The sequence below is a fragment of the uncultured Mucilaginibacter sp. genome (assembly GCF_913773635.1).
Lineage (GTDB): Bacteria > Bacteroidota > Bacteroidia > Sphingobacteriales > Sphingobacteriaceae > Mucilaginibacter.
Map to the genome: position 1 here is coordinate 114987 of NZ_CAJYGQ010000009.1, position 23828 is coordinate 138814.

The window sequence follows — 23828 nt, forward strand, 5'->3', positions numbered from 1 at the left end:
TAAAATCCAGATATATCTTTGTATAACTAACCAATCAATTTTCGCGCCTGGGCGTTTTATATTTAAACTACAATAAAATGAAAGCTGAGAAAACCGTAATGCTTACCGGTAAACAATACCAGGATATCAAACTGCACTTACAAACTCAACCCTATTACGAGTTCAATGCAGGTACAAGCTTTAATCCCGACCATGTTCGCATTACTGATATATATCTTGATACCGACCCGGAGTTCACCCGCAACCCTCAACAATATGCAAAAGTTCATAACGATAACCTGGTACAAGTGAAGATTGAATACGAGGCGTAGTCTTGTAGTTTATGTATTAAATGACACTGGCATAAATGCTAATTGAGTATTTTTGCAGTGATGAAGAGCTTTTTGTACGGCCCACTGTTATCTTTTTTACTAAGCACATTTTTTTGTGAGCTTGCCTCAAGTCAAAACATTGATACTGTTCAACACGCAATAGTCAATCGTAGCAATAGCAGCATAGAGCAGCAGAAGCCATACGTTATAATGATTTCAGTTGATGGTATGCGTTATGATTATGCAACTAAATATAATGCACAGCACTTAACCGCTGCTGCAAAAAGCGGCGTAATAGCTGATGGACTCATACCATCATACCCATCAATTACATTTCCAAACCATTATACGCTAGTAACAGGTTTATATCCTTCCCATTCAGGGTTGGTGGGTAATAAATTTTACGATAGTAAGCTTAACAAGTATTACGCATCTAAAGGCGCAGTTGCCAAAGAAGCACATTGGTATGGCGGAACGCCGCTATGGGTACTGGCCGAGCAACAACATATGCTTAGTGCCGGCTTTTATTGGGTAGGTTCTGACGTGGCTATACAAAACACTTACCCCTCTTACTATTATGCCTATAACGAACAAATAAGCCTTCACAGCCGCATAAATACCGTTATAAACTGGTTAAGCTTGCCTGAAGATAAACGCCCGCATCTTATAAACTTATACTTTCCACAGGTTGATTTTGCTGGCCATCACTTTGGGCCCGAATCTGATGAAACGCGTAAAGCTGTATTACTTATTGACTCTGCTATTAACGCGTTGCAACTTGCAGTAAGCAAGACTGGTCTACCTGTAAACTACATTGTACTCTCAGACCACGGCATGACCAACATTAATCATGCTAAACCCCTACAAGTACCCTATGATATAATTGATACGGCAAAGTTCAGGGTAACCGGAGAAGATGTATTGGTGCACATTTACGCTAAAGACAAATCAGCTATACAAGCAACTTACAGCAACTTAAAGCAGAAGGCTGATGGCAAGTATGACGTTTATTTAAAACGTAGCACCCCAAAAAGATGGCACTATGATTTAAGAAATGACAGGTACAACCGTATTGGTGATATACTACTAGTACCCCGTCATCCCAACGTATTTGTTTATACTAAAAACGGCAAACCAAATATTGGCGCGCATGGATACGACCCTGCATTAGTGCCTGACATGAAGGCGTTTTTTTATGCCTGGGGCCCGGGCATAAAACCGGGGTTGAAAGTACCGGCCTTTTACAATGTGGATGTTTATGCTATAGTAGCAAAACTGTTAGGATTGCACATCAAGGAACCTATTGACAGCAACTATGATACAGCTAAAAAGATATTGAAATAAAAAAAAGAGCCCGGTGACACCGGGCTCTTTTTTCAGCTATTAATTTTCCTGTTCTTCAACTTCAGGCTCATTAGGCTCGGTGCTGGCCGCAGCACTATCGTTGAATATTGGCATATCTTTTAAAAGTGCATACCAGGTCAATATCTTTTTCATGTCTGAAGCATAAACCTTCTCTTCATCATGATCAGGTGCAACCTCGCGGAAAAACTCACGCATGGTTTTACCGTCTGCTTTTGCATCAGGAACTGAAGCTGCAGCTTTCATGCGCTCAAACACGTCGGTTAGTTTGATATCATCTTCTGTTCCGAAGATGGTAATTTCGTCTAACGCGGCAAGTTTCGCAGTTGATAAGTTTACCACTAACTTCGTTTTTTTCTCATCAAGGCTCTCCAAAATAAAACCAGTTTTATTTTGTGCAAGCGCTTTCCATAGTCCCGGTTTACCGGCAACCGATACAACTGTTTGTAAATTCATATTTTACAGGTTGCAGGTTGTGAGTGATAGGTCGACAGTGTACAACCGTCAATCCATTACTCCCAACACTGATTATTCTTCAATAACTTCTACACTTAAAATTTTATCGCCCTGGCGTATTGCGTCAACAACTTCAACGTTTTCAATTACTTTACCAAAGCAGGTATGATGCCTGTCTAAGTGAGCAGTATTATCACGGCTGTGGCAAATAAAAAATTGAGAGCTACCGGTGTTACGTCCGGCGTGTGCCATTGATAGTACGCCACGATCGTGGTATTGGTTACCACCGGTTAGTTCGCAGTCGATACGGGTACCTGAGCCACCTGCACCGGTACCGGTTGGATCGCCGCCCTGAACAACAAAATTAGGGATAACGCGGTGAAAGGTTACACCATCATAAAAGCCCGATTTAGCCAGGCCTAAAAAGTTTGCAACTGTATTTGGGGCATCCTGATCATAAAACTGGATGGTCATGTCGCCCTTTTCGGTTTTCATTATTGCTTTGCTCATATTGCTTATGTTTATAAAACAAGGAGGGCAAAGTTAATCATTTTGAGCATTACCGTGAACTTATAATAGCTTAAGTAATTATTCGTTACATTTGATTATGCCCGCTCCCTTTAATATTGCCGGGTTGAATTAATCAAAACCTCATATTTGGTTTTTGTGGCTTAAAAATGAAGAAGTACTTTTTAGCATTAATCCTTTTGTTATTAGCCTTTGTAACAAAGGCTACATCCATATTAATACCGATGGATGAAGTACAAAAAGACCATTTGAAATCATATGGAATAGCTTTTTGGGTTTTAAAAAATGCTGGCGAGGTAGATTGGCTGCTGAACTATCGTGGAGGAAGTTTCATGACCACTTACAGCAAGCAAATTGAAGATGAATGCAAAATAAGGGGTGTAAGCTATGAAGTGTTGCCCGATGCTAAAGTGACATCCATTTTAACTGAGGTGAGTGATCCATCAGTTAATATGGATGTTGTGAAACTTCAAAAGGCACCTAAAATGGCGGTTTATTCCCCAAAAAACAAACTACCCTGGGATGATGCTGTAACGCTGGTATTAAAGTATGCCGAGATACCTTATGACGTGGTATACGATGAAGAGGTTTTAAAAGGCGACTTAAGCAAGTACGATTGGCTGCACATGCATCACGAAGATTTCACCGGGCAATACAGTAAGTTTTTTGCTGCCTTCAGGTACCAGCCGTGGTACCAGGACGATGTCAAGAAACAGGAGGAAACAGCACATAAGCTGGGGTTTAAAAAAGTATCACAAATGAAGCTGGCCGTAGTGCAGCATATACATGACTTTTGTAATGGGGGCGGCTTTTTGTTTGCCATGTGCTCGGGTACTGATACGTTTGACATTGCCGCCGCTGCGACCAAAACTGATATTTGCGAAACCATGTTTGATGGTGACGCAGCAGATTCACGCGCTCAGGACAAACTTGATTTTAATCAAACATTTGCGTTTCAAAATTTTCAGTTAGACATGAATCCAATGTCGCATCAGTTTAGCGATATTGATATGACTAATTTCAGGCAGGTCGATCGTACGCGTGACTTCTTTACGCTTTTTGACTTTTCGGCCAAGTGGGATGTGGTGCCAAGTATGCTTACCCAAAACCATGATAAGGTTATAAAAGGCTTTATGGGACTTACAACGGCCTATAATAAGGCGCGTATTAAGCCTGATGTAACCGTTATGGGCGAAATGAAAACCGGTAACGAAGCCCGTTATATACATGGTGATTTTGGCAAAGGCCAGTGGACCTTTTACGGCGGCCACGATCCCGAAGATTATCAACATGCCGTAGGCGACCCTCCTACTGATTTAAAGCTGCATCCAAATTCGCCAGGCTACCGTCTTATACTCAACAACGTTTTATTCCCGGCGGCTAAAAAGAAGAAGCAGAAAACCTAAATAAAGCCTATTCCAGCCTTGTTTAAAATCAAAATAATTAATTATAAAACGCCCAGCTTACGCCAAATTTTAATTGCTTATCGGGCATTGGGTAACGGTTAACCGTATAGTACCCGTTGCTTTGCAGGCCCTGATTGGCATAATCATACATGATAAACAAATTGGTGCGGAATAATGTGGCTTTAATATAAGGCGTTATAACCGGATAAGTAAGGAAACTTATATCAGAACTGTTGTAGAACTGTCCTATACCAATGGCGTAATTAGGTGCGTTATATTTAGTGTTATACCGAGCGTTTACACCTATTGAAGCATTAAGCACCTTGAAAAACAAGCGTGTGAAATAAATATTTACGTAGTTGTAAAACTCAGGTGTGCGTATGGTTGACTGGTAATCAGAGCGCTGATAGACAAAATAATCTTCAAAATGCCAACGACCGAAGTCAAACCGTTTTCCTAAAGCAACTTTAAGTAAATTTAATGGAGAGCTTAGTTGAGCGGGAGCAGCATCAATACCTCCCGGAGTTTGAGCCGCAAAGTACTGGTACCCGCTAACTAAAAAGTACTCTGCCTTTAAATCTAGTTTAAGCTTATCATTAATATAATTGAATGACAGGTTGTTGATTTGCTGTTTACCAATGTCGGTATTACGGTACACATAGTGGTTCGAAATCCAGTTTTTGTAAATAAGCGGGGCTTCATTGTTTTGTGCGTAAGCACCAAAAATAATACGACCGGCTTTTTCGCCACCAGCAATCGTTAGCTTGGCATCATAAAGGTAATCTCCAAAGTTATAACCCTGTACCACCTGTTGAAAGTTACCATCAAGACCCAGACGATCGCTGAAACGATAACTAAATTTGGCATTTAATTTTATGTTTTGATAGCTTGACCCTTGTACCTTTCTGACTTGATTACGGAGATTAGTACCCTGCTGCAATGAATCAACTATGAACTGGTTATAATGAAATAAATCGTGAGTTAATCCAACATCAAGCTTAACCTCATTTTTAACAAAACTTACTGATTTTCCACGCAAATAAAAACTGTAGGAAAAGTCGTTCCGAATGTTCATTACCGAAAGCGAATCCTGCGAAACAGTTGAATTAAAAAAGTAATCAGGAAATACCCGGTAGTTATCAGGTTCATTCTGTATGAACCTGTACTTTTGCGTGTTGTAAAAAAATGTATGAGTAAACCGCTGGGTAGGCAATATTTTTACAGATTCAGTGCCAGCATTCTTTAGCGTATCAATGCGGCCTAAATAGTATGATTGCTTAATGTAAGCACCATTATTTCGGTAATTTATGTAAGAACTGTTAAGCCGCACACCCTCCTGCAACTTATCAAACAACTGGCCAGGCTCAACGTTAAAAACATCGTTTACAACCGAACCGTTTTCAGGTGCCTTAATGTTGTTAAAAAACAGGTTACCCAGTAGGTTATACCGCTTTCCCTTTGACTCATACCAGGTGGCAATGGCAGCGTTAAGATCACTCACGTTTTGCCGGCGATAAAACCCGCGCGAACCTGTTGAATTAAAATTAGCAGTAAAGTTCCAGTTTGGCTTAATGTTTTGTGTATGAATAAGCCTGAAAATTTGTTCGCTGTTTGAATTACCAAAGGCACCACTGTAGAATGATAGATTAGTGTAGGCAACCCGAGTTCTGAAGTATAAAATATCTTCGGGTTTTAACATGTACGGATCAAGTGCATGCAAGCCAACATCAAAGCCAACAGTTTTCATAGGCTCAAATAATAAAGGGCGTTGCGGCAAGCCCGTATTTCCTAGATGTATACGCGGCGACCTCGGCTGCATAAGCGGGCTGTAATTCTCAAAATTAGTTAACCCGGTATCTAATGGAAATACCTGCGTGCTGTCTTTGAGTAAGTCTTCGGTAGTAACCTTCACATACTTTGAAGTGTATATTACAGTATCGCCCTGGTTTTCCTGCCGTTTTCTTACACTATCAATTGACTGAGTTTGCCCAACCGAGCGGCCGTTGCGTATGGTGTCAACACCATAAGGTCTGTCGGGTATTTGTGCAAACGCACAGTTGCCCATTACCAGCAAAAAAAGGGTAAAAAATAAGTAACGCAGCTTACTGAGCTTCAAAGTGTGTTTATACATATGCCTGCGGGCAATATCTTTTTGTGGTAAAAGGCTACAGTCCGGCAATGAGTTCTTTAAGTATATGGGTCATATGAGGTTCGGCACGCTGCGCAATCTCAATAATCTCTTCAATTGATACCGGCTTCAACATTTCAGGAAAGCCTTCATCAGTTAAAACAGATATAGCAAATACCGGTAAACCCATATGGTTTGCCACTATTACCTCGGGTGCTGTACTCATACCTACCGAATCGCCACCTATAATGCGCAGGTACTTATATTCGGCCCGTGTTTCTAAATTTGGTCCTGTAACCGCTACATAAACTCCTCTATGGCAGGTTATATTGTTTGATGATGCAATTTGTAAAGCTTTTTGTATCAACTCCTGGTCGTAAGGTTCGCTCATATCCGGAAAACGAGGACCCAACTCATCATAATTGGTGCCTACCAGCGGGTTGGTAGGCTGCAGGTTGATATGGTCATCAATAACCATAAGGTCGCCCTTTTTAAAGGCCGGGTTTAAAGCACCACTGGCATTTGAAACAAAAAGCGTTTTTATACCCAGCATTTTCATCACCCTAACCGGAAACGTAATTTGCTGCATGTTGTACCCTTCATAGTAGTGAAGGCGCCCTTGCATGGCTACTACTTTTTTACCCGCCAGTCTACCAAAAATAAGCCTTCCTGAATGGAATTCAAGCGTAGAGATTGGAAAGCCGGGAATGTTGGCGTAAGGCATTTGCTTTTCAATTTCAATTTCCTTTACCAGGCCACCTAAACCGGTGCCTAAAATAATACCTGCCTCCGGTTCAAAATCACCTATGCGGCCTTTAATATATTCAGTTGTGCGTTGTATACTCTCTAACATAATTGTTTATCTGTTTATTAAACTGCTCTCCCCCTCCAAGCAAAAATTTTATACCAATTGGCAGTATACGAATTGGTAATTCTTTCAAAATAGCCATCAATGAAGGGTCATGCAGTCGTTGAGCATCTTTCTCCGTTGTAATGATTACTTTTTTTGGTGCATTACAGTTGCTAAAATCGGCTGCAAGTTTACCAATATTTTTTGAGCTATATTGATGATGATCGGGGTAACTATGATGAATAACGTTTGATGTGAATTGTTTGATATATTGTAATAAAGGTTGTGCGTTGGCGATGCCTGTTAGTAAAAACACAGTTGTCTGGGCGTCGGGCATTGGCCCGGCTGCCAGCTTATTTATAGTTTGAAGCGGTAAGTAATCAATTGCTGTAAAATACGTTTGTTGATAGTTTAATGGCTTTAACACTCGCAACACTTCTTGTTGCTGTTCAGTGGAAAGATTAACAGGACATTTGCTTACTACCCAAATATCGGCACGGTAACGGCCTATAAACGGCTCGCGCAAATTACCTGCAGGTAGCATAAGCTTGTTATCGCTTATACGGTTAAAGTCAAAAAGTAATATGCTTAGCCCGGGAGTTAAAGCCCTGTGCTGAAATGCATCATCAAGTATAACTACATCATGATTATTTTCTAATTGCTTAATACCCTCTACCCGCTTTTCGCAAACAGCAACAGTAATATCCGGAAACTTTTGTTTGAACTGCGCAGGCTCATCGCCTATGCTTGAGGCGGAACTATTATTTTCGGCTATTAAAAATCCTTTGGTATCACGCCCGTATCCCCTGCTTAATGTAGCTAGTTTACCTGTACTCCTAAGCAACCTTACCAGGTATTCTGTCATCGGGCTCTTACCGGCTCCTCCAACATCAAGATTCCCCACTACAATTACAGGCAGGTTAAATTTAATGCTTGCATAAGCCCCCGCATCGTACAGCCAGTTACGTATAACTACGCCAAACCCGTACAATACGGTAAACGGAAACAATAGTAAGCGTAATTTTTTCATACCAGCTACCCAAATATATAAAAAGCCAGTAAGATAGGCTTGGGTTCACGGTGTATCATCAGGTGATTATTGATCAGAAAACAAATTTCTCTTCGGTTTTGGCTGCGTTACGCCTTCCCTCATCACAAACCTCAAAGTAAAAAAAGTCACTTACATGCCTTGGTACTTTCAAGCCATTAATATCCTGATCATTATACATTATTTTTTGGATACCGTACTTAGCTGATTGCGTTCCCTTTTGAAAGTAAGAAATTTGCAAAGTATGCTCATAACTACCTGTTGGATTAAACGTTACAGGAAATGTACCTTGCGATTGTTTGTAGCCGGCTTGCAACTTAGCTACCCCAAGTTCGGTTTTCAACTTTTGCAAAACGTCATCCACTTCGGCATCTGCTTCGCCATATGCTATAACGGAGTACGGTTTATCAAATGCGTTTAGGGTGATTTTTATTTTAGCTTTAATCTCCTTGCCACCTGTTTTTATAACAATATCACTGGTGTCTTTATAAAGATTGTATATCCGGTCAACATCAAGTTCGGATTCAGAAACCTTTTTTTGTGCCCAAAGCTCACTACATAGTAAAATACTTACAAGTACAAAAAATATCCGTTTCATATTATTGCCGGTACGCTGATTTATATGCGCAAAAATACAATATTTAACCAATTAATGCTTAAGCGCCTGTTACATCGAAGCTAAGCGATATTTTATTTTACAAATATTGTAAAGCTAATAACGGTTGGCTAAGCCCAATTGGCATTAGAAATCAAATTTCTCAGGTTTTGAAGTTCTCTTTCTTGCGTTATCGCCTACTTCAAAGTAGAAAAAGTCGCTTGAATACTTAGGTGTACCATTTTCGCCAACTAATTGGTTTCGCGCCTCCATTTTTTTTATGCCATACTTGGCGTATTGCGTTCCTTTTTGAAAGGTGGATACATCAATATTATTTTCGTAAATGCCGTTTTGATCAAAGTTTACAACATTTTTTGATGGTGAACGCTTGTAGCCTGCCTTAATCTTTGCATCACAAAGCTGGTCAATCAATTCGTCCATATCACTGTCTGCAAGGGCTTCGCCATAAATAATAATACGGTAAGGTTTGTTATTAGCATTATAGTTTATAAGCACACGCGCGTTAACCTCCTTATCGCCAACAAATATGGTTGTTTCGGTATTGCCTTTATATTTTTGATATAGACGATCAATGTCTGATGCGGCTGTTTGTGCCTTTACCTGCAACGAAAAAAATACAGCACAAAGCGCCATTATTGCCTTAAATATGTATGTTTTGCTTATTGAAGGTAAATATCTATTTATCATGATACAATTATAGCAGATTAGTGTTAAACGCCATCAAAAAATCACGGTTTTAACCTTGTAACACTTTTTATGGTTCAGACTACAATTCGTTTTAATGGATTAACTGCAACAGCATATCACAAAATAGTTACAAGTAAAACCCCATAGTACAGCACAGTTACACACCTGTGCAATATTATTTTAGTGCAAATTATAACCAGACTTACTAACCAAATTATGCGATTTAATTTCATTGCAGCATGCTCGGCATGCCTGCTGTCTTTTATTACTTATCAAACCGCCCTTTCACAACGTATAATGGAAAAACTAGGGCGTGGCGTAGTAGCAATTAACCAGGGAGGTGGCAAAATTTATGTGGGCTGGCGCATGCTAGGTACTGATCCTGATAATATTGCCTTTAATTTATACAAGAGGACAGGCAACAAAGCGGCCGTTAAACTTAACTCTTTTCCTATCACTACAACCACAAATTACGTTGATAGTAATGTCGACTCTACCGTAGCAACCAGCTATTTTGTAAAAACGGTTTTAAATGGAAAGGAATCAGAAGTTAGTAAGCCGTTTGTTTTACCGGCAAATAACGGTGCTAAGCCTTACCTTTCAATACCGCTGCAAACCATGGCTGGTTATAAACCTAACGACGCATCTGTTGGTGATTTGGATGGCGATGGTGATTACGAAATAATTTTGCATCAGGTAAGTCGCGGACATGATAATTCGCACAACGGATTTACATCAAATCCTATTTTGGAAGCTTACAAACTCAACGGCACCATGTTGTGGCGTATTGATTTAGGGCGTAACATACGGGAGGGTGCGCATTATACCCAATTTATGGTTTATGATTTTGATGGAGACGGTAAAGCCGAGATTGCCTGCAAAACCGCTGATGGTACTATTGATGGCCAAGGCAAGGTAATAGGCGATTCAACCAAAACATGGCGTAACGAAAACGGGCATATTTTAAGCGGCCCGGAGTATTTAACCATTTTTAACGGACAAACAGGTGCCGCCATTAACACCACAGGTTTTGTTGCGGTACGTCATCCTGATACTGAAAACCCGACCACCGAACAGTTAAAAGCAGTTTGGGGCGATGGCAGAGGCAACAGAAGTGACCGTTTCCTTGCCGCTGTGGCCTACCTCGATGGCAAGCACCCGAGTTTAATAATGTGCCGTGGCTACTATACCCGCACAGTTATTGTTGCCTGGGACTTCCAAAAAGGCAAGTTAAAACAGCGCTGGTTATTTGATAGCGACGCAAATGCTGAAAACCGTCGTTTCCGCGGACAGGGAAATCATAATTTGACCATTGCCGATGTTGACAATGACGGCAAAGATGAAATTGTATACGGAGCCATGGTGGTTGATGATAACGGCAAAGGTATTTACAGTACCGGCACTGGACACGCTGATGCATTGCATGTATCTGATTTAGATCCGAATCGTCCGGGACTAGAGGTTTTTGACATCCAGGAACGCTTTGGTGATGCAGGTGCAAACTTCAGGGATGCGCGTACCGGTGAAATTATATGGAAAATTCCGTCGGTTAAAGCGGGTGAAGATGGTGAAGGGCCTGGAAGAGGCTTATCATTAGATGTTGACCCACGTTACCCGGGCTTCGAATCGTGGGTTGCCGGTGCAGGCATCAGCGGCATGTTTGATGTTAAGGGAAATAAAATATCTGAACGCAACCCTTCAGTTAACTTTGGAATATTTTGGGATGATGACATGCTAAGCGAACTATTGGATGGCACGCGCATTACCAAATGGGACTATCAAAATTCAAAGGCAGACATGTTGTTCAACGCCGCCAATTATGATTGTGTAAGCAACAACGGCACTAAGCAAAATCCGGTACTTAGCGGTGATATATTGGGCGATTGGCGCGAAGAAGCCATTTACGCTACACGCGATGGAAAAGAATTGCGAATTTTCACTACTACTATTCCAGCTAAGAACCGTTTTTACACCTTCATGCACGACCCCCAATACCGCCTAAGCATTGCCTGGCAAAACGTTGCCTACAATCAGCCGCCACATACCAGCTTTTTTATTGGCAAAGACATGAAAACACCACCTAAGCCAAACATAATGGTTGTTGATGTTAAGAAATAAGAATTCCTGGTTAAAATAGAATATAAGCAATCCGGCACTTACCTAAGTGGCCGGATTACCTAAACACAATATCCTTAAACTTTAAATTTCAGTAACGCCTTAAAGTAAACAAAGAGCATCTTTTGTATATTATAAATACATGGTTAAATACCACAATTTGAGCGGCAACTCAGGCGTTGAAGCTTATGAAACTGGCAACGATAATATAAAAATACGTTTCAAAGGTGGCGATGTTTATTTGTATTCATACACAAAGCCCGGGAAACGTCATGTTGAGCAAATGAAGCGTCTCGCAACTATTGGAGAGGGTCTTGCAACATACATTTCCCGCAGTGTAAAAAACAACTTCGAAGCCAAATTATAATTGGGTGCATTGTTTGAGAATTAGGAGCATTGCGCCGAAATACTTTATTGAACACCTAAACAAAGCAATTGCTACGTAATTTTATATGGCTATGTTTAAGATATTGTTGGTAATACATATTAACCCGTATCTTTGTATGTAAATAGATAAGCCTATGTTAAAAGGATTTTTTAATGTACCGGCACCTCAAAATGAGCCGGTTTTAAATTACGGTCCGCGTAGTATTGAGCGTGCCGCTTTAAAAGCTGCCCTGGCCGAAGGCCGTGCGCAGGTTATTGATATACCTATGTATATTGGTGGCGAAGAGGTGCGTACAGGCAAAACGCTTGAAGTACGTCCTCCGCATGATCATAAACACTTATTGGCTAACGCTCATGAAGGTGATGCAAGCCATGTAAAAGCTGCGATAGATGCGGCTTTAGCTGCCAAAGAAAACTGGGAAACCATGCCTTGGGAGCAACGCGCCGCCATATTTTTAAAAGCTGCCGATTTGTTGGCCGGTCCTTACCGTGCTAAAATCAATGCAGCTACTATGTTGGGTCAATCCAAAAATGCTTACCAGGCTGAAATAGATGCGGCATGTGAGTTTATAGACTTTTTGCGCTTCAACGTGCAATACATGACCGAGATTTATGCACAGCAGCCCATTTCATCTAAAGGAGTATGGAACAGGGTTGAACACCGCCCGCTGGAAGGATTTGTTTTTGCAATCACTCCTTTCAACTTCACCGCTATTGCCGGCAACCTTTGCGCCGCCCCTGCTCTTATGGGCAACGTGGTGGTTTGGAAGCCCGCGCCTACCCAGCTTTATGCTGCCAATGTAATTATGCAGGTTTTTAATGAAGCAGGTGTACCTCCGGGTGTAATAAATATGATAAATGTTGACGGCCCTGTTGCCGGCGACGTAATTTTTACCCACCGGGATTTTGCTGGTTTACATTTCACAGGCTCTACCCACGTTTTCCAGAATTTATGGAAGATAATTGGTAACAACATCAGCAATTACCGTAGTTATCCACGTATTGTGGGCGAAACAGGCGGTAAGGATTTTGTACTTGCTCACCCAAGCGCTAACGCCGAAGTGGTAGCTACCGCTTTAGTACGTGGTGCGTTTGAATACCAGGGACAAAAATGTTCAGCTGCTTCACGTGCTTATATTGCCAGGTCAATATGGCCTGCCGTGAAAGAAAAGATGATTGCTGATATTGCAAGCTTTAAAGTTGGGCCTACAGAAGATTTCGAAAACTTTGTAAATGCGGTAATTACCGAGGCGTCATTTGATAAACTGGCAAAGTACATTGATGAAGCAAAAGCTAACCCTGATGTTGACATTATTACTGGTGGAACTTATGATAAGTCGGTTGGGTACTTTGTGCAGCCTACGGTAATCCAGGTTCAGGACCCTTACTACGTAACCATGTGCGAGGAGCTGTTTGGCCCGGTGTTAAGTGTTTATGTTTACGAAGATGAGCAGTTTGAGGAGATCATGAATATCATCGACAATACCTCTCCTTATGCATTAACGGGCTCAATAATTGCGCAAGACCGTTACGCGGTTACACAAGCTACTACCCGATTAAGAAACGCGGCAGGTAACTTTTATATAAATGATAAGCCTACAGGTGCTGTAGTTGGCCAGCAACCTTTTGGTGGTGCGCGTGGCTCAGGCACTAATGATAAAGCGGGTTCAATGCAAAATTTACTGCGCTGGTCGTCACCACGTACCATTAAGGAAACTTTTGATCCGCCTAAAGATTACCGTTACCCATTTTTAGATAAAGAGGTATAACAGTGCTTGACACTCTTATCAGTGTTTAAGTATCAACACAAAAAGGTCATTTCGTTTTAAACTGAAATGACCTTTTTGTTTACTTTAAAGTTTTAGGAATAGAACAATACTATTATTCTTCTCCCTCTTCAGTTTTATCTGCAATTCCTGCATCCACGTTTAATTCGTATGATGGCGTTGATGCATCATAGGCGTGCTGCCAGGCTTCCATTTCGCCGGCATCTTTATTCTCAACATCATGGGCGTTGCCCAATTCAGTATCTTCAGGATTACGGGTGCTTGCCTTTTGATTCTCCTCCTCGTTTATTGGTGTGGTGTTTTCAGCTTCCATCGTTGTATAGTTTTAAATTATAAGTAAACGATGCATTAAATTGTTTTGATAATTGTGGAGCCGCCCAATAACGAGCCGGCTAAACGCGATAAACAATTAGTTTGTTGAGGCTGTTAAATAAAGTAATATGGAAGCACAAAAAATAATTAATTGCAGCGATGTGAATGATAGCTGGCAACAAATTGAAGCTGACTTAAAAGCCGACCAAGGGATGCTTAATTACGAAGCTTTAATAAACCAGGATGGCAAAACCATTAAACTATACATTGATATTGATCTGGGCGGCGGATTTGAAGGCGGATCAGAAATAACACAGCTGTCTGCTCCATTAACTCTGGCTACGCCTTTTAGGTTTGCACTGCATGATGAAGATTTCCTCGATTCAATTGGCAAGTTTTTAGGCATGGACGATTTGCATACCGGCTATCCTGAATTTGATAAGCACGTTATCATAAAAACAAATTATGAAACGCGGCTTAGAGAACTGTTTGCTAATCCGGAGTTACGTAGCGTGTTTACTAATTTAAAAGACTTTGATTTTGGCATACACACACATACCCCAGAGGGTAGTGATGAAGAGCAACCTTACCTGGAACTAAATGTAAATTTGGGTTTAACCGCGCCTGAACTGTTAAAACCTGTATATATGGCTTTTTGCCAGGTGCTGGCAGAGCTGGAAAAGTAATAATTAGTTATGTCCAACGCTGTTTAACAAATGTAGCAGGGTTACCCCTATAAATTCCGTTACCGGCAATATTAGTGGTGACTATGCTACCGGCAGTTATTACACTATCAGTGCCGATAGTAACACCCGGCCCTACAAAGCATGATGCTCCAACCCAGCAACCATCCATAAGCGTTATTGAACCATTACGGTAAGGCATGGATGGTTGTTTAAAATCATGGTTACCTCCACAAATGAAAGCACGTTGTGATAGGCAAACGTTGTTACCTATTATGGTATTCTCAAAATTTAAGATAAATACTTCTTCCCCAAGCCAGCAGGCATCACCAATTGAAATTTTCCAGGGAAAGTGAATATTTACGCGCGGCTTTATATTTACACCGGTACCCACTTTAGCACCAAATAACTTGAGGAGAGCACACTTCAAGCTACTTGGAAATGGAAACGCTGTTAGAAAGAACATCATCTTGATAAGGTACCAGCTAATTTCTTTAAGTTTACCTGCTCCGCGCTCAAAACCCGCTGCATTGAAGTCGCCTAACCTTACCCTTGAGGGCTGTGCAGTTTCCTTTAAAATGTCACTCATTTAATAAAATCTTTAAATACAAAACCCATTAACCAGCCTAAGCTATGTTAATGGGTTAATTATTCATTTAATCTTTATTTACCGAAAATCTTTCTCCAGAAAGATTTTTTCACCGGCTCATCATCATAATACGGCGAATTGTAATTATAATCGGCGTAGTAATAACTATTATAATTCCCTTCAGTACTATCTGCCGAGAAGAAACTTGCTCTGAATGCGTTTGGCTCAAAAGCATTCATAATAATGCTCGATTTATTCATGCGGTATTCACGGTCAATACGTGCAGGAAGTTTAACAGCGCTTATTTTTGACACACCTGAACGGATCACGAATATGTTAATGTCAGACATCTGAATTAACGGAATAGAATCGGAAATCAATCCTACCGGTGCCGTATCAATGATTATATAATCATATTGCTGTCTTAAAATTACCAACAACTCCTTCATTTTGTCTCTATGGAGTAACTCCGAGGGATTTGGTGGAATTTTTCCTGAGGATATGAAAGTCAGGTTTTCAATAACAGTTTTGTTAATAATGCTTTCTAATGGAGCTTGATTAGATAAATATTCGCTTAAACCCTTATGGTCAGCAGACATATCGAAGGTTTTATGAAGACGTGATCTTCTTAAATCGGCAGCTATAAGCACTACCTTTTTGTCCATAAGGCATAAACTGTTCGATAAGTTCACCGATACAAATGATTTACCCTCACCCGCAACCTCAGAGGTTATACAAATAACCTTTGATGCCTGATCGGCTTGCATAAAGCTTAGGTTAGTTCTCACAGAGCGTATAGCTTCGGCAAAAGCCGACTTTGAGCTTAAAAGATTTAAACTTTGTTTTTCGTCTTCATTTAAAACCTCATTGTTCTTTTTTATCATACCTAAAATAGGCACGGTCGAAGCTATTTGTACCTCCGCAGGGTCATGTAAATAAGGGTTTAAGGCGCGCGCTAAAAAGATTAATCCCAAGCCCAGCATTAACCCAAAAATGATTGCATTTTGGTAAATGCTTGTAGATATAGGGCTAACCAATGCAAAGTTAGGTTTGGCATTTTCAACAACACTTGCATTAGCTACGGTTGCCGCCCTGCTTATCTCCGACTCAAGCTTTTTCTCGTTAAGATAGGTGTATATCTTTTGTTTGATGTCAAAATTGCTTTGCAGGTTAAACAGGTTTTGCTCATCTGTTGGATAGGCGCGCAAATTCTGTTTTAATTTGGCATTTTCATTATCTAAAAATCTTATTGTTTTATTATTACGGTCTTTCAACAACCGTATGTTATTCATAGCAGCCCTTTTAATCTCGTTAATTTGATTGTCGATAACCTGAATTAACGAAGATTGCTCATCAAACTGCTCTAGTTTAACATTACGATCTTTGATAAGATTGTTTAGGTTTGCTATCAACGTGGATAACAAAGATTCCGTTTGGCCACCCAAACCAAGGTTGAGGGTAATAGCGTTACGGTTCTGTTTCATCTCGGTTTCCAACTGTTGAATATAGAGCTGTTCAATTTCTAATTGATTTTTAGCTTGCTCATTTGAATTTACCTCCGCTAATAACTGGTTGCCCTTAGCACTAAGGTTAACTATATCATTATTTTTCTTGTAATTCGAAAGCTCATCTTGTGACTTGTTAACCTGCTGCGAAAATTGCAGTAGCTGGCTATCGATAAAATCAATAGTTTGTGTTGCAGCCTGTTTTTTACGACCGGCGTCGTTTTTAATGTACTCCTCAATAATGGTATTCAAAATATCGGCAATCAATACCGGGTTAGGCCCTGATAATCTGAGCGACATAATTTTGGTTTTGCCACCAGGTGTTATACTATAACCCCTTCTTACTTCATTAACCAGTTCAGGTACCGTATTGAAATGAATGCGGTAGGTATGGCTACCCATATTTAAACCACTACGGATAATAAACTTAAGCTGATCAAAGGTGATCATCTGTCCAAATTTATAATTGCGTTTCACCTCATCGCCACCTTTTTCGTAAGCCAGGGTAAAGCTTGCACCATCTTTACGTGTAACCTCAAAATCAGGCACGCCGCGCAACAAACTATCTGCTGAAACAATCTCAATAGGGAAAGGCTTTTGCGGATAAATATTTACGTCCTTAACACGGCCCTTAGTGTAATAGGTAACCGGATAATCAAGATTATTAACTGCACTCTCTAACAAGCTTTGCGACTTTAAAATAAACATTTCTGTTTCATTTTCGTCACTTGCTGATTGATCTCCAAGGTTTACCAATTCAGTAAACTCGGTTTTGGTTTCGGCCATACGAATGATAGCCGTAGTAGCATAAATTTCTTTAGCAAATTTCAGGTAAACATATGCCCCTGCTAGCATTATCGCTATACAGGCAACTATCCAATACCATTTGCTAAGAAATACACGAAGGATTTTCCCTATGTTAATCTTACCACCTGCCGGCTCATTTTCAATTTCGGCACTTCTATCTTCCATAAAAGACTTTTATTCTTTATAATTTTATCCGAACAACAAATATTAACGGTTGGAATTGCTCAATCTGTCGATAAGCAAACCTGTATTTAACAGCAACGTAAAGGCGCTAAGAAAGGGCAATGTTTGCTGCAATTGCTCAAGTCCCAACGAAAAACGGTTTGGTTGAACGTAAACGATATCGTTGTTTTGAAGATAAATTTTATCGCTTGCCAAAACGTCAATGTTTCGCATATTCACATAAATTACCTGAGGGTCTTTAGGGTTACCTCTAATAATTTGAACCGTTTTTTTATTAGAGCGAGGCGTTAATCCGCCTGCATCGCCAAGTAATTCAATTAAACTTGTGCGCTCTTTGGTAAGCAAAAAATTACCTTGCCTGCCTACCTCGCCCAATACTGTTACTTTTGCATTAGTAACCAGTATATTTATAATAGGATCGCGCAGCATAAGCGGCGGTTTTTGATAAAGTTCTTTAAGCTTGTTCTCAGCTTGTATTATAGTAAGCCCAACCAAATTCACACGACCAATTACCGGCAAAGCCACTGTGCTGTCAACGTCAACCCGGTAAACAATTGCCGTTGTAGCAAACTCCATTCCTGATGACAAACCAGATATAAGGTTTGGATTTTGAAGGTTACGGATTGTTATAATATCATTGGTAGAAATTATATGAGCTTTTTGGTCAGGGTCGCTGCCACGTTGCATCACATAAACATCTTTAACGCTATCAACATTTAACTTTTCACGCGTGTGAAAAAGCGTGTTTTTGGACCTGTATGAACATGATGAAAAGAAAATTAGTGCTATAAATAGCCCAAGGAACTGCGCAACAATAGGTAATTTATTGTTTTTCAAGAGATTAGATATTTAAAGTAAGTTGATTAACACTTGTGTAAGTTATTCAAAAAAAACGTGTTGCCGAAAATCAATATAGCCTGATCTATTTTAATTTTTCCTCTTCTATAAGTCTTATAGCCATTAGCATTTCAACCATGGTGCGCTGTAAAGTGTAGTGCCACCCGGCCCAACCGTTAAAAATTAACCCTTTTACAAACAGTGAGTAAAAGAATACAAAGAATGGAGCTACTACTTTGTTACGGCGGATTTTTGCACTGAATGACAACTTTTCGCCATTGTTATGTAATAACTTATGCGTTTCCTTAACCGAATACCCGTCCTGATTAGCCAACCATCGTGATAAAGATTTTCTGTCATCATGCAAAATTTTGGCTTTATAGTTACCGGTTGGGCCGTCAATTTTAAGGCGATGAGCATGCCCGTCATCAAAATATGAACCTGCATCATGCTTGAATAATACAGCCCGAGGTGTAGTATTGTTACTCAATAATTGCCTGCCAAATACCAAAAACTCAAACTTTGTATAATAACCAACATTAGTATCACCTGTTAGCGAAAGTATTTGCTTGGTTTCAGTAATAAAATCATCTGTTAAAACATAATCGGCGTCAAGGCTTAATACCCATTCACCGGTAAGTAATGAAAGTCCGTAGTTGCACTGCTTTGCAAAGCTGTCAAATGGTCTGTAAACAACTTCTGTATTAGCGTACTGGCTTACAATTTCGAGCGTCTGGTCTGTACTGCCACTATCAAGTATAACAACTTTTTCAGCCCAGATAAGCTTATCAAGCACTCTTTTAATATTAGGCTCTTCGTTTTTTGTGAGTATAAGTACTTGCAAAACACTTTGTCCAATTTCCATATGGTAAAAATTAGATGTTTAAAAATTATTTCAGCTTACCTGATCCGGCCTTTTCGTACAAATCCAGGTATTGATTAGCCAATACTTGCCCATCATATTCATGACGAATAATTTCTGGTACCTGTGTATTAATCCGCTCCAGCTTTTCTTTAGAATTTGCTATGTTATTTAGCTGAGTGGCAATTTCTTCGATATTCATGCTTGTAACCCAGCCCAGGTCATTACTCTTTACATAGTTATAAAGGCCTACGTTTTTACTGATCATTACAGGCGTACCTACCGAAAGCGACTCAATAACTACTATAGCAAAGTTTTCACTATGAGAAGTAAGCGCAAATAAATCTACACTTGAAAGATACTCAAATTTATCTTCACCGCTTTTCCAGCCTACCCATTCAAGCTTATCAGCATTACCGCATTCTATAGCTAATTTTTTAAGCGAATTGAGATACTCCTCTTCGCCAGAACCAGCTATTTTCAATTTATAATCAAAATCAACTTTACTCAAGGCCTTTATTAAAACATCAAGTCCTTTCTTCGGATCAACACGCGACAAAAAAGCTATTGTGAAGATGTCATTTTTAACACGAGGATATCGCTTATCAGATAACTTCACTAGGTTAGGTATTACCGCGCCCTTCCAGCTTGGTATTATAGCCTTTGATTCTTCCCACTCCAATTGAGTTGAAACGTGAAGCCAGCTGTATTCAAGCAATTTTCTTCCTAATAATTTATGAATCCAACGCTTCTTTACCGAATTATTAGTCTCCAAAATATAATTGCTGAACATACCATGCGGCGATAAAATTGGCTTAACACCATTACGCCTGCAAACCCATGCTGCACCAATTACCAACAAGTTCCACCAGGAATGTATGTGAACGGCATCAAATTGCTTTACTGTTTTGCCCAGATGCTTCCATAAGTCGGGGGAAGCATGAGTATGGTCGCCGGTAACACGCTTAAAATAAGTCACTTTTACGCCATCTACTAAAAGCTCTTGTCCCGGAGCAACAGCTAATTCGCTTTTGCCGTTGGCCGTAGTGGTGTAAACAACAACCTCGTGCCCAGCCTTAACCAACTCCTCGGCAAGTAAGGCTACCACCACTATAGGGCCTCCATAAATGTAAGCCGGCTTATAAGAAGGAACGATAAAAAGAATTTTCATAAGCGATTAATGCACAAAGCCTTCTGTTCGGGTAAAGTATTTAGCTGTTTGCGGTATGGTTTTAATGGCTTTAGCCGGAACGCCGGCGTACAAAGTCCATGTATCAGAAAATGTTTTACTTAATAGTGATTTGGCACCCAAAACTGAATGGGAAGGTAAAACAGATCCTCCAAGAACCACAACGTTAGTTCCCACAAAGCAATAATCACCAATTGTTATTGGTGAGCTGTCTTGCCTGTTTTCAAATACATCAATTGAGTGAGTAAGTAACTGCGAGTTATAACCTGCAATAGTTGAAAACTTTCCGATATGAATAGCACTGGTGCAATCAATATGATGATTTTTTGTTATTGCGGCTTCATCTCCCAAAATCAATTCAGCTTTACGATTTTGCTGATGCTTAAAGTGTTTGGTTTGCGTATCATAAGTACTAAAACCGGTAATCCAATTACTTCTTCCTATTGTTGCATTTTGCCCAAGTTCAATGTAATCAAGATGTACAGCAGTAGTGAAATGATCAATGCGCGAACCTGCCTTCATAGTCATACTTCGCGGAAATGCCCAGGCTAATCCAATTTTAGCCGAGGGATGTAGATCATATCCAAACCACTTTTGCAGTGCCCGCCTTTTTAGCGACCATGGAAGTATTGATGCTATTAGTTTTAAAAACATGTTATTAAGCTACCGGCAGTTTATGTAATGCTATATATTGCTGAATAATTTTCTCCATTTCAAAGCGCTCACAATTTTCAAAACCTCTTTTAATCAAATCATTTTTAAAAGCTTCGTCTTGCAGCTTTAGTAGTGCTTGGGCAAATTGTGAAGGATTATGCGGATCTGCGTAAAGTGCTGCTCCGCCGCTAACTTCGGGCATGGGTTCATAACTACTTGCTATTACTGCAGCCCCGCATGCTTGTGCCTCAATAAGAGGCCAGCCAAAGCCTTCATTAAATGATGGAAATACAAAGGCCTCACAAGCATTGTACAACGCCCGTAATAATTCATGCGAGGGTTTGCTGATAAAAACAACACGCTCTTTGAGGCCTGATCTTTCAACAGCGTTTAAAAGGTCTGCGTCAGGTTCCTCTCCTGCGTAACAAACCATACCGTTCCATTTTGGCCCTAACTCCTCTACCATTTTCACCAGCATAACACGGTTTTTTCGCTGTAAGCCCGAGCCGATATGCAATATAAAGTTTTGATTTATGGCTACACCAGATGTAGACAATACTTGATGAATCTGATTGGTGTTTAGCTTTCCAAAATCAGCGTTGAATGGATTTAATATAACTTTCCAGTTTGTGTAATTGGCACTTGCGTCAGGTGCAAGCTCTTTTAACTGGTTAAGTGTAAATGCAGATACAGATGCAAGCTTTTTCGCTTTTTTCAGGTTACCTAAAATCCACTTTTGAAGTATTTTACCAAAAGAAGAAGCCTGCTGATGCGAATCAGCATATCCCAAACCACCACGTATGGCAATCATATCATGCGCCGTAATCACCGTTTTATTTTGGGGCAGGTGCGCCAAATAAGGAGAATTTGAATGATCGCAAACATGAAAAGAAATGTCGGGCTTATTTAAGCCTTTAATTAGAATCCGCCAGCGAATTATAAGCGGAAATAAAATCCATTTATCAATATACCCCAGCCATTTTCCTATACCTGTATTGGTTGATTTAAACCCTTTGCCTAATATTACATTAGGAAACCAAAGTTCAGTTTCCACTCCACGTTTTGGATATTCACGATGCAACATCTCGGCAAAACGTTTCATGCTTTCCTGCCTGTCGGGTATATAATTTGATATCAGGATAACTTTCATGAACGAGCAATAAACTTTTTCTTGTTTTGTCTGAGAGCGGCAAATATTAAGCCTCCGGTTAATGCACCAAACCCCAGAGCTGTTGGCTGCGCCCATTGTCCCTGGGCAAGATTTACTAAAATAAAGCTAAGTAGCATCCAAGGTAAAAAATTCTTCTTTGCCAGTGCCGAGTATGACTTTAGTGTAACATCGAGCGTAACGCCAACCCTTATAAAAATTATTATTACGCCAAGCAAAAATCCCATTTCGCCAATTATACGCCCCCATTCTACTTCGGCATTGAAGAGAAATTTATTTGTACCCGTTTGTAAGCGCGCACCGGCGTTGGTGCCTAAGCCCAATCCATACCCAAAAAAAGGTACCTTTTCGTTTTCGGTTAAACCACCAAGTAAACCACCAATAAAGCGTCCAAAAAACACGCCCTCTGTTCCGCCTTCGGCATTGTTTGCTACGGTGAGACGCTCATTAAATGCCTGCGTACCTGTTTGAAAAAAACTGGCTTTACCTAATACCGTAAGCAATATGAATACAGCAATGCCCGCCATGGCAAATTTACCGGTAAGCCGCGGGTTACGTATGGCTACGATAGTAGCAAACAGGGCACTGATTATTATTTGAAATAAAAATGTACGACTAATGGAAAGTGGTATAGCAGCAACAAGGCAGCCTGTAACCACTATTAAAAACCACTTTTTAATTACCAAACTTTCATCCAGCCAGAAATAGAAAACGTAGGCTCCAACTAAACCAAAGAACGATACCACACCATTGGTAAAAGAAAACGTTCCGGGTGGCCTAAAGTAACCCATGGCACCGGCAAAGCCACCTCCGGCCTCATCACCACCTATGCCACGGTTAACCCAGGCACTTTGCGGACTGTAAAACTGCAATCCAATTAAAACAGTCATCGGTATGGCCAGCCATAGCACTATCTCTCCCAGCCTTAAAACATCGTCGCGGTTGAATATAGCGCCAATTATAAATATCAACGGAAAGTGCAAAAACATTATACGTGCACCAAAAAGTGCTACATATATATTATGATGCCCAACTAGTAACGCCATAATTAATGATATAACAGTAACCAGCCACGACACCATTATATTTGTATTAATTTTAAAAAAGCCGGCATTTTGGGCTTTAACAATAAGAATTATAGCTATTGGGTCGCGCACGATGAGAAGTGGCGTAGCCAAAAACGGCAACACCCACTTACGTAAAGCACCCTCAAAAACCAAAAGCCAAAAGTATATCCAAATCCAGCGCTTTAAATCAGCAATCTGTTTTTCTTTATTACTTAAACGACGCTTTTTGTCCTTTTTAAAGCTCTTTAAAAAACTTAATATGTCTTTGACTATTATCAAGGTAATCTAATT

General features: G+C 40.2%; 23 protein-coding genes. 7 read left to right on the forward strand and 16 right to left on the reverse strand.

Features of this window, described 5'->3' with window-relative positions:
* The first annotated feature begins 77 nt into the window (after positions 1 to 77).
* Both QZ407_RS11610 and QZ407_RS11615 read left to right on the forward strand, forming a co-directional pair.
* Positions 78 to 311 carry a hypothetical protein gene (locus tag QZ407_RS11610; protein WP_295771148.1) on the forward strand — a complete coding sequence of 78 codons (234 nt, stop codon included), beginning with the start codon at positions 78 to 80 and terminating at the stop codon, positions 309 to 311.
* Between the two features lie 60 nt (positions 312 to 371).
* On the forward strand, positions 372 to 1655 hold the full coding sequence (locus tag QZ407_RS11615) for an ectonucleotide pyrophosphatase/phosphodiesterase (RefSeq protein WP_295771150.1): 1284 nt from the start codon (positions 372 to 374) through the stop codon (positions 1653 to 1655).
* A gap of 39 nt (positions 1656 to 1694) precedes the next feature.
* On the opposite strand, the gene QZ407_RS11620 is transcribed toward QZ407_RS11615, so the two are convergent.
* Both QZ407_RS11620 and QZ407_RS11625 read right to left on the reverse strand, forming a co-directional pair.
* Positions 1695 to 2129, reverse strand: a complete 435-nt coding sequence (locus QZ407_RS11620; protein WP_295771151.1) for a DUF5606 domain-containing protein — start codon at positions 2127 to 2129, stop codon at positions 1695 to 1697.
* A gap of 72 nt (positions 2130 to 2201) precedes the next feature.
* Complete coding sequence (locus tag QZ407_RS11625; RefSeq protein ID WP_157543071.1) at positions 2202 to 2639, reverse strand: peptidylprolyl isomerase; 438 nt, start codon at positions 2637 to 2639, stop codon at positions 2202 to 2204.
* Positions 2640 to 2881: 242 nt separating this feature from the next.
* On the opposite strand from QZ407_RS11625, the gene QZ407_RS11630 reads away from it, so the two are divergent.
* Positions 2882 to 4063 (forward strand): asparagine synthetase B, encoded by a 1182-nt coding sequence (locus QZ407_RS11630; protein WP_295771155.1) that lies wholly within the window; start codon positions 2882 to 2884, stop codon positions 4061 to 4063.
* Positions 4064 to 4100: 37 nt separating this feature from the next.
* Here QZ407_RS11630 and QZ407_RS11635 read toward each other — a convergent pair whose 3' ends face one another.
* The 5 genes from QZ407_RS11635 to QZ407_RS11655 all read right to left on the reverse strand — a co-directional run bounded on the left by QZ407_RS11635 (position 4101) and on the right by QZ407_RS11655 (position 9392).
* A complete protein-coding gene (locus QZ407_RS11635) occupies positions 4101 to 6179 on the reverse strand; it encodes a putative porin (protein ID WP_295771158.1) in 2079 nt (692 codons plus the stop codon).
* Positions 6180 to 6228: 49 nt separating this feature from the next.
* On the reverse strand, positions 6229 to 7044 hold the full coding sequence (locus QZ407_RS11640; protein WP_295771161.1) for a purine-nucleoside phosphorylase: 816 nt from the start codon (positions 7042 to 7044) through the stop codon (positions 6229 to 6231).
* On the reverse strand, positions 7016 to 8071 hold the full coding sequence (gene lpxK, locus QZ407_RS11645) for a tetraacyldisaccharide 4'-kinase (RefSeq protein ID WP_295771163.1): 1056 nt from the start codon (positions 8069 to 8071) through the stop codon (positions 7016 to 7018). The genes QZ407_RS11640 and lpxK overlap by 29 nt, the downstream gene beginning before the upstream one ends.
* Before the next feature lie 73 nt (positions 8072 to 8144).
* Positions 8145 to 8687: a hypothetical protein gene (locus QZ407_RS11650; RefSeq protein WP_295771166.1), complete on the reverse strand. Its 543-nt coding sequence runs from the start codon at positions 8685 to 8687 to the stop codon at positions 8145 to 8147.
* A gap of 144 nt (positions 8688 to 8831) precedes the next feature.
* The gene (locus tag QZ407_RS11655; protein ID WP_295771168.1) at positions 8832 to 9392 is read right to left on the reverse strand and encodes a hypothetical protein; all 561 of its coding nucleotides are present in this window, start codon (positions 9390 to 9392) and stop codon (positions 8832 to 8834) included.
* 216 nt (positions 9393 to 9608) lie between these two features.
* On the opposite strand from QZ407_RS11655, the gene QZ407_RS11660 reads away from it, so the two are divergent.
* The 3 genes from QZ407_RS11660 to pruA all read left to right on the forward strand — a co-directional run bounded on the left by QZ407_RS11660 (position 9609) and on the right by pruA (position 13663).
* Entirely contained in the window at positions 9609 to 11510 is a 1902-nt protein-coding gene (locus QZ407_RS11660) for a rhamnogalacturonan lyase (protein ID WP_295771171.1), read from the forward strand.
* A 139-nt stretch (positions 11511 to 11649) separates the two neighbouring features.
* Complete coding sequence (locus tag QZ407_RS11665) at positions 11650 to 11874, forward strand: hypothetical protein (protein ID WP_295771173.1); 225 nt, start codon at positions 11650 to 11652, stop codon at positions 11872 to 11874.
* A 154-nt stretch (positions 11875 to 12028) separates the two neighbouring features.
* Positions 12029 to 13663: an L-glutamate gamma-semialdehyde dehydrogenase gene (gene pruA, locus QZ407_RS11670; protein ID WP_295771176.1), complete on the forward strand. Its 1635-nt coding sequence runs from the start codon at positions 12029 to 12031 to the stop codon at positions 13661 to 13663.
* A 112-nt stretch (positions 13664 to 13775) separates the two neighbouring features.
* Here pruA and QZ407_RS11675 read toward each other — a convergent pair whose 3' ends face one another.
* A complete protein-coding gene (locus tag QZ407_RS11675; protein WP_295771178.1) occupies positions 13776 to 13994 on the reverse strand; it encodes a hypothetical protein in 219 nt (72 codons plus the stop codon).
* Positions 13995 to 14121: 127 nt separating this feature from the next.
* Between QZ407_RS11675 and QZ407_RS11680 the strand changes: the two genes are divergently transcribed.
* Complete coding sequence (locus tag QZ407_RS11680) at positions 14122 to 14679, forward strand: hypothetical protein (RefSeq protein WP_295771180.1); 558 nt, start codon at positions 14122 to 14124, stop codon at positions 14677 to 14679.
* Between the two features lie 7 nt (positions 14680 to 14686).
* Here QZ407_RS11680 and QZ407_RS11685 read toward each other — a convergent pair whose 3' ends face one another.
* From QZ407_RS11685 to QZ407_RS11720, 8 genes are all read right to left on the reverse strand, one after another.
* Positions 14687 to 15265 carry a WcaF family extracellular polysaccharide biosynthesis acetyltransferase gene (locus tag QZ407_RS11685; protein WP_295771183.1) on the reverse strand — a complete coding sequence of 193 codons (579 nt, stop codon included), beginning with the start codon at positions 15263 to 15265 and terminating at the stop codon, positions 14687 to 14689.
* Between the two features lie 74 nt (positions 15266 to 15339).
* The gene (locus tag QZ407_RS11690; protein ID WP_295771185.1) at positions 15340 to 17742 is read right to left on the reverse strand and encodes a tyrosine-protein kinase; all 2403 of its coding nucleotides are present in this window, start codon (positions 17740 to 17742) and stop codon (positions 15340 to 15342) included.
* Between the two features lie 42 nt (positions 17743 to 17784).
* The gene (locus tag QZ407_RS11695) at positions 17785 to 18597 is read right to left on the reverse strand and encodes a polysaccharide biosynthesis/export family protein (RefSeq protein ID WP_295771188.1); all 813 of its coding nucleotides are present in this window, start codon (positions 18595 to 18597) and stop codon (positions 17785 to 17787) included.
* Between the two features lie 85 nt (positions 18598 to 18682).
* Positions 18683 to 19462, reverse strand: a complete 780-nt coding sequence (locus tag QZ407_RS11700; RefSeq protein WP_295771191.1) for a glycosyltransferase family 2 protein — start codon at positions 19460 to 19462, stop codon at positions 18683 to 18685.
* Between the two features lie 25 nt (positions 19463 to 19487).
* A complete protein-coding gene (locus QZ407_RS11705) occupies positions 19488 to 20630 on the reverse strand; it encodes an XrtY-associated glycosyltransferase XYAG1 (protein WP_295771193.1) in 1143 nt (380 codons plus the stop codon).
* 6 nt (positions 20631 to 20636) lie between these two features.
* Positions 20637 to 21302, reverse strand: a complete 666-nt coding sequence (locus QZ407_RS11710) for a hypothetical protein (protein WP_295771194.1) — start codon at positions 21300 to 21302, stop codon at positions 20637 to 20639.
* Between the two features lie 4 nt (positions 21303 to 21306).
* The gene (locus QZ407_RS11715) at positions 21307 to 22452 is read right to left on the reverse strand and encodes a glycosyltransferase family 1 protein (protein ID WP_295771196.1); all 1146 of its coding nucleotides are present in this window, start codon (positions 22450 to 22452) and stop codon (positions 21307 to 21309) included.
* Positions 22449 to 23816: a hypothetical protein gene (locus QZ407_RS11720; RefSeq protein ID WP_295771199.1), complete on the reverse strand. Its 1368-nt coding sequence runs from the start codon at positions 23814 to 23816 to the stop codon at positions 22449 to 22451. The genes QZ407_RS11715 and QZ407_RS11720 overlap by 4 nt, the downstream gene beginning before the upstream one ends.
* Positions 23817 to 23828 lie beyond the last annotated feature (12 nt).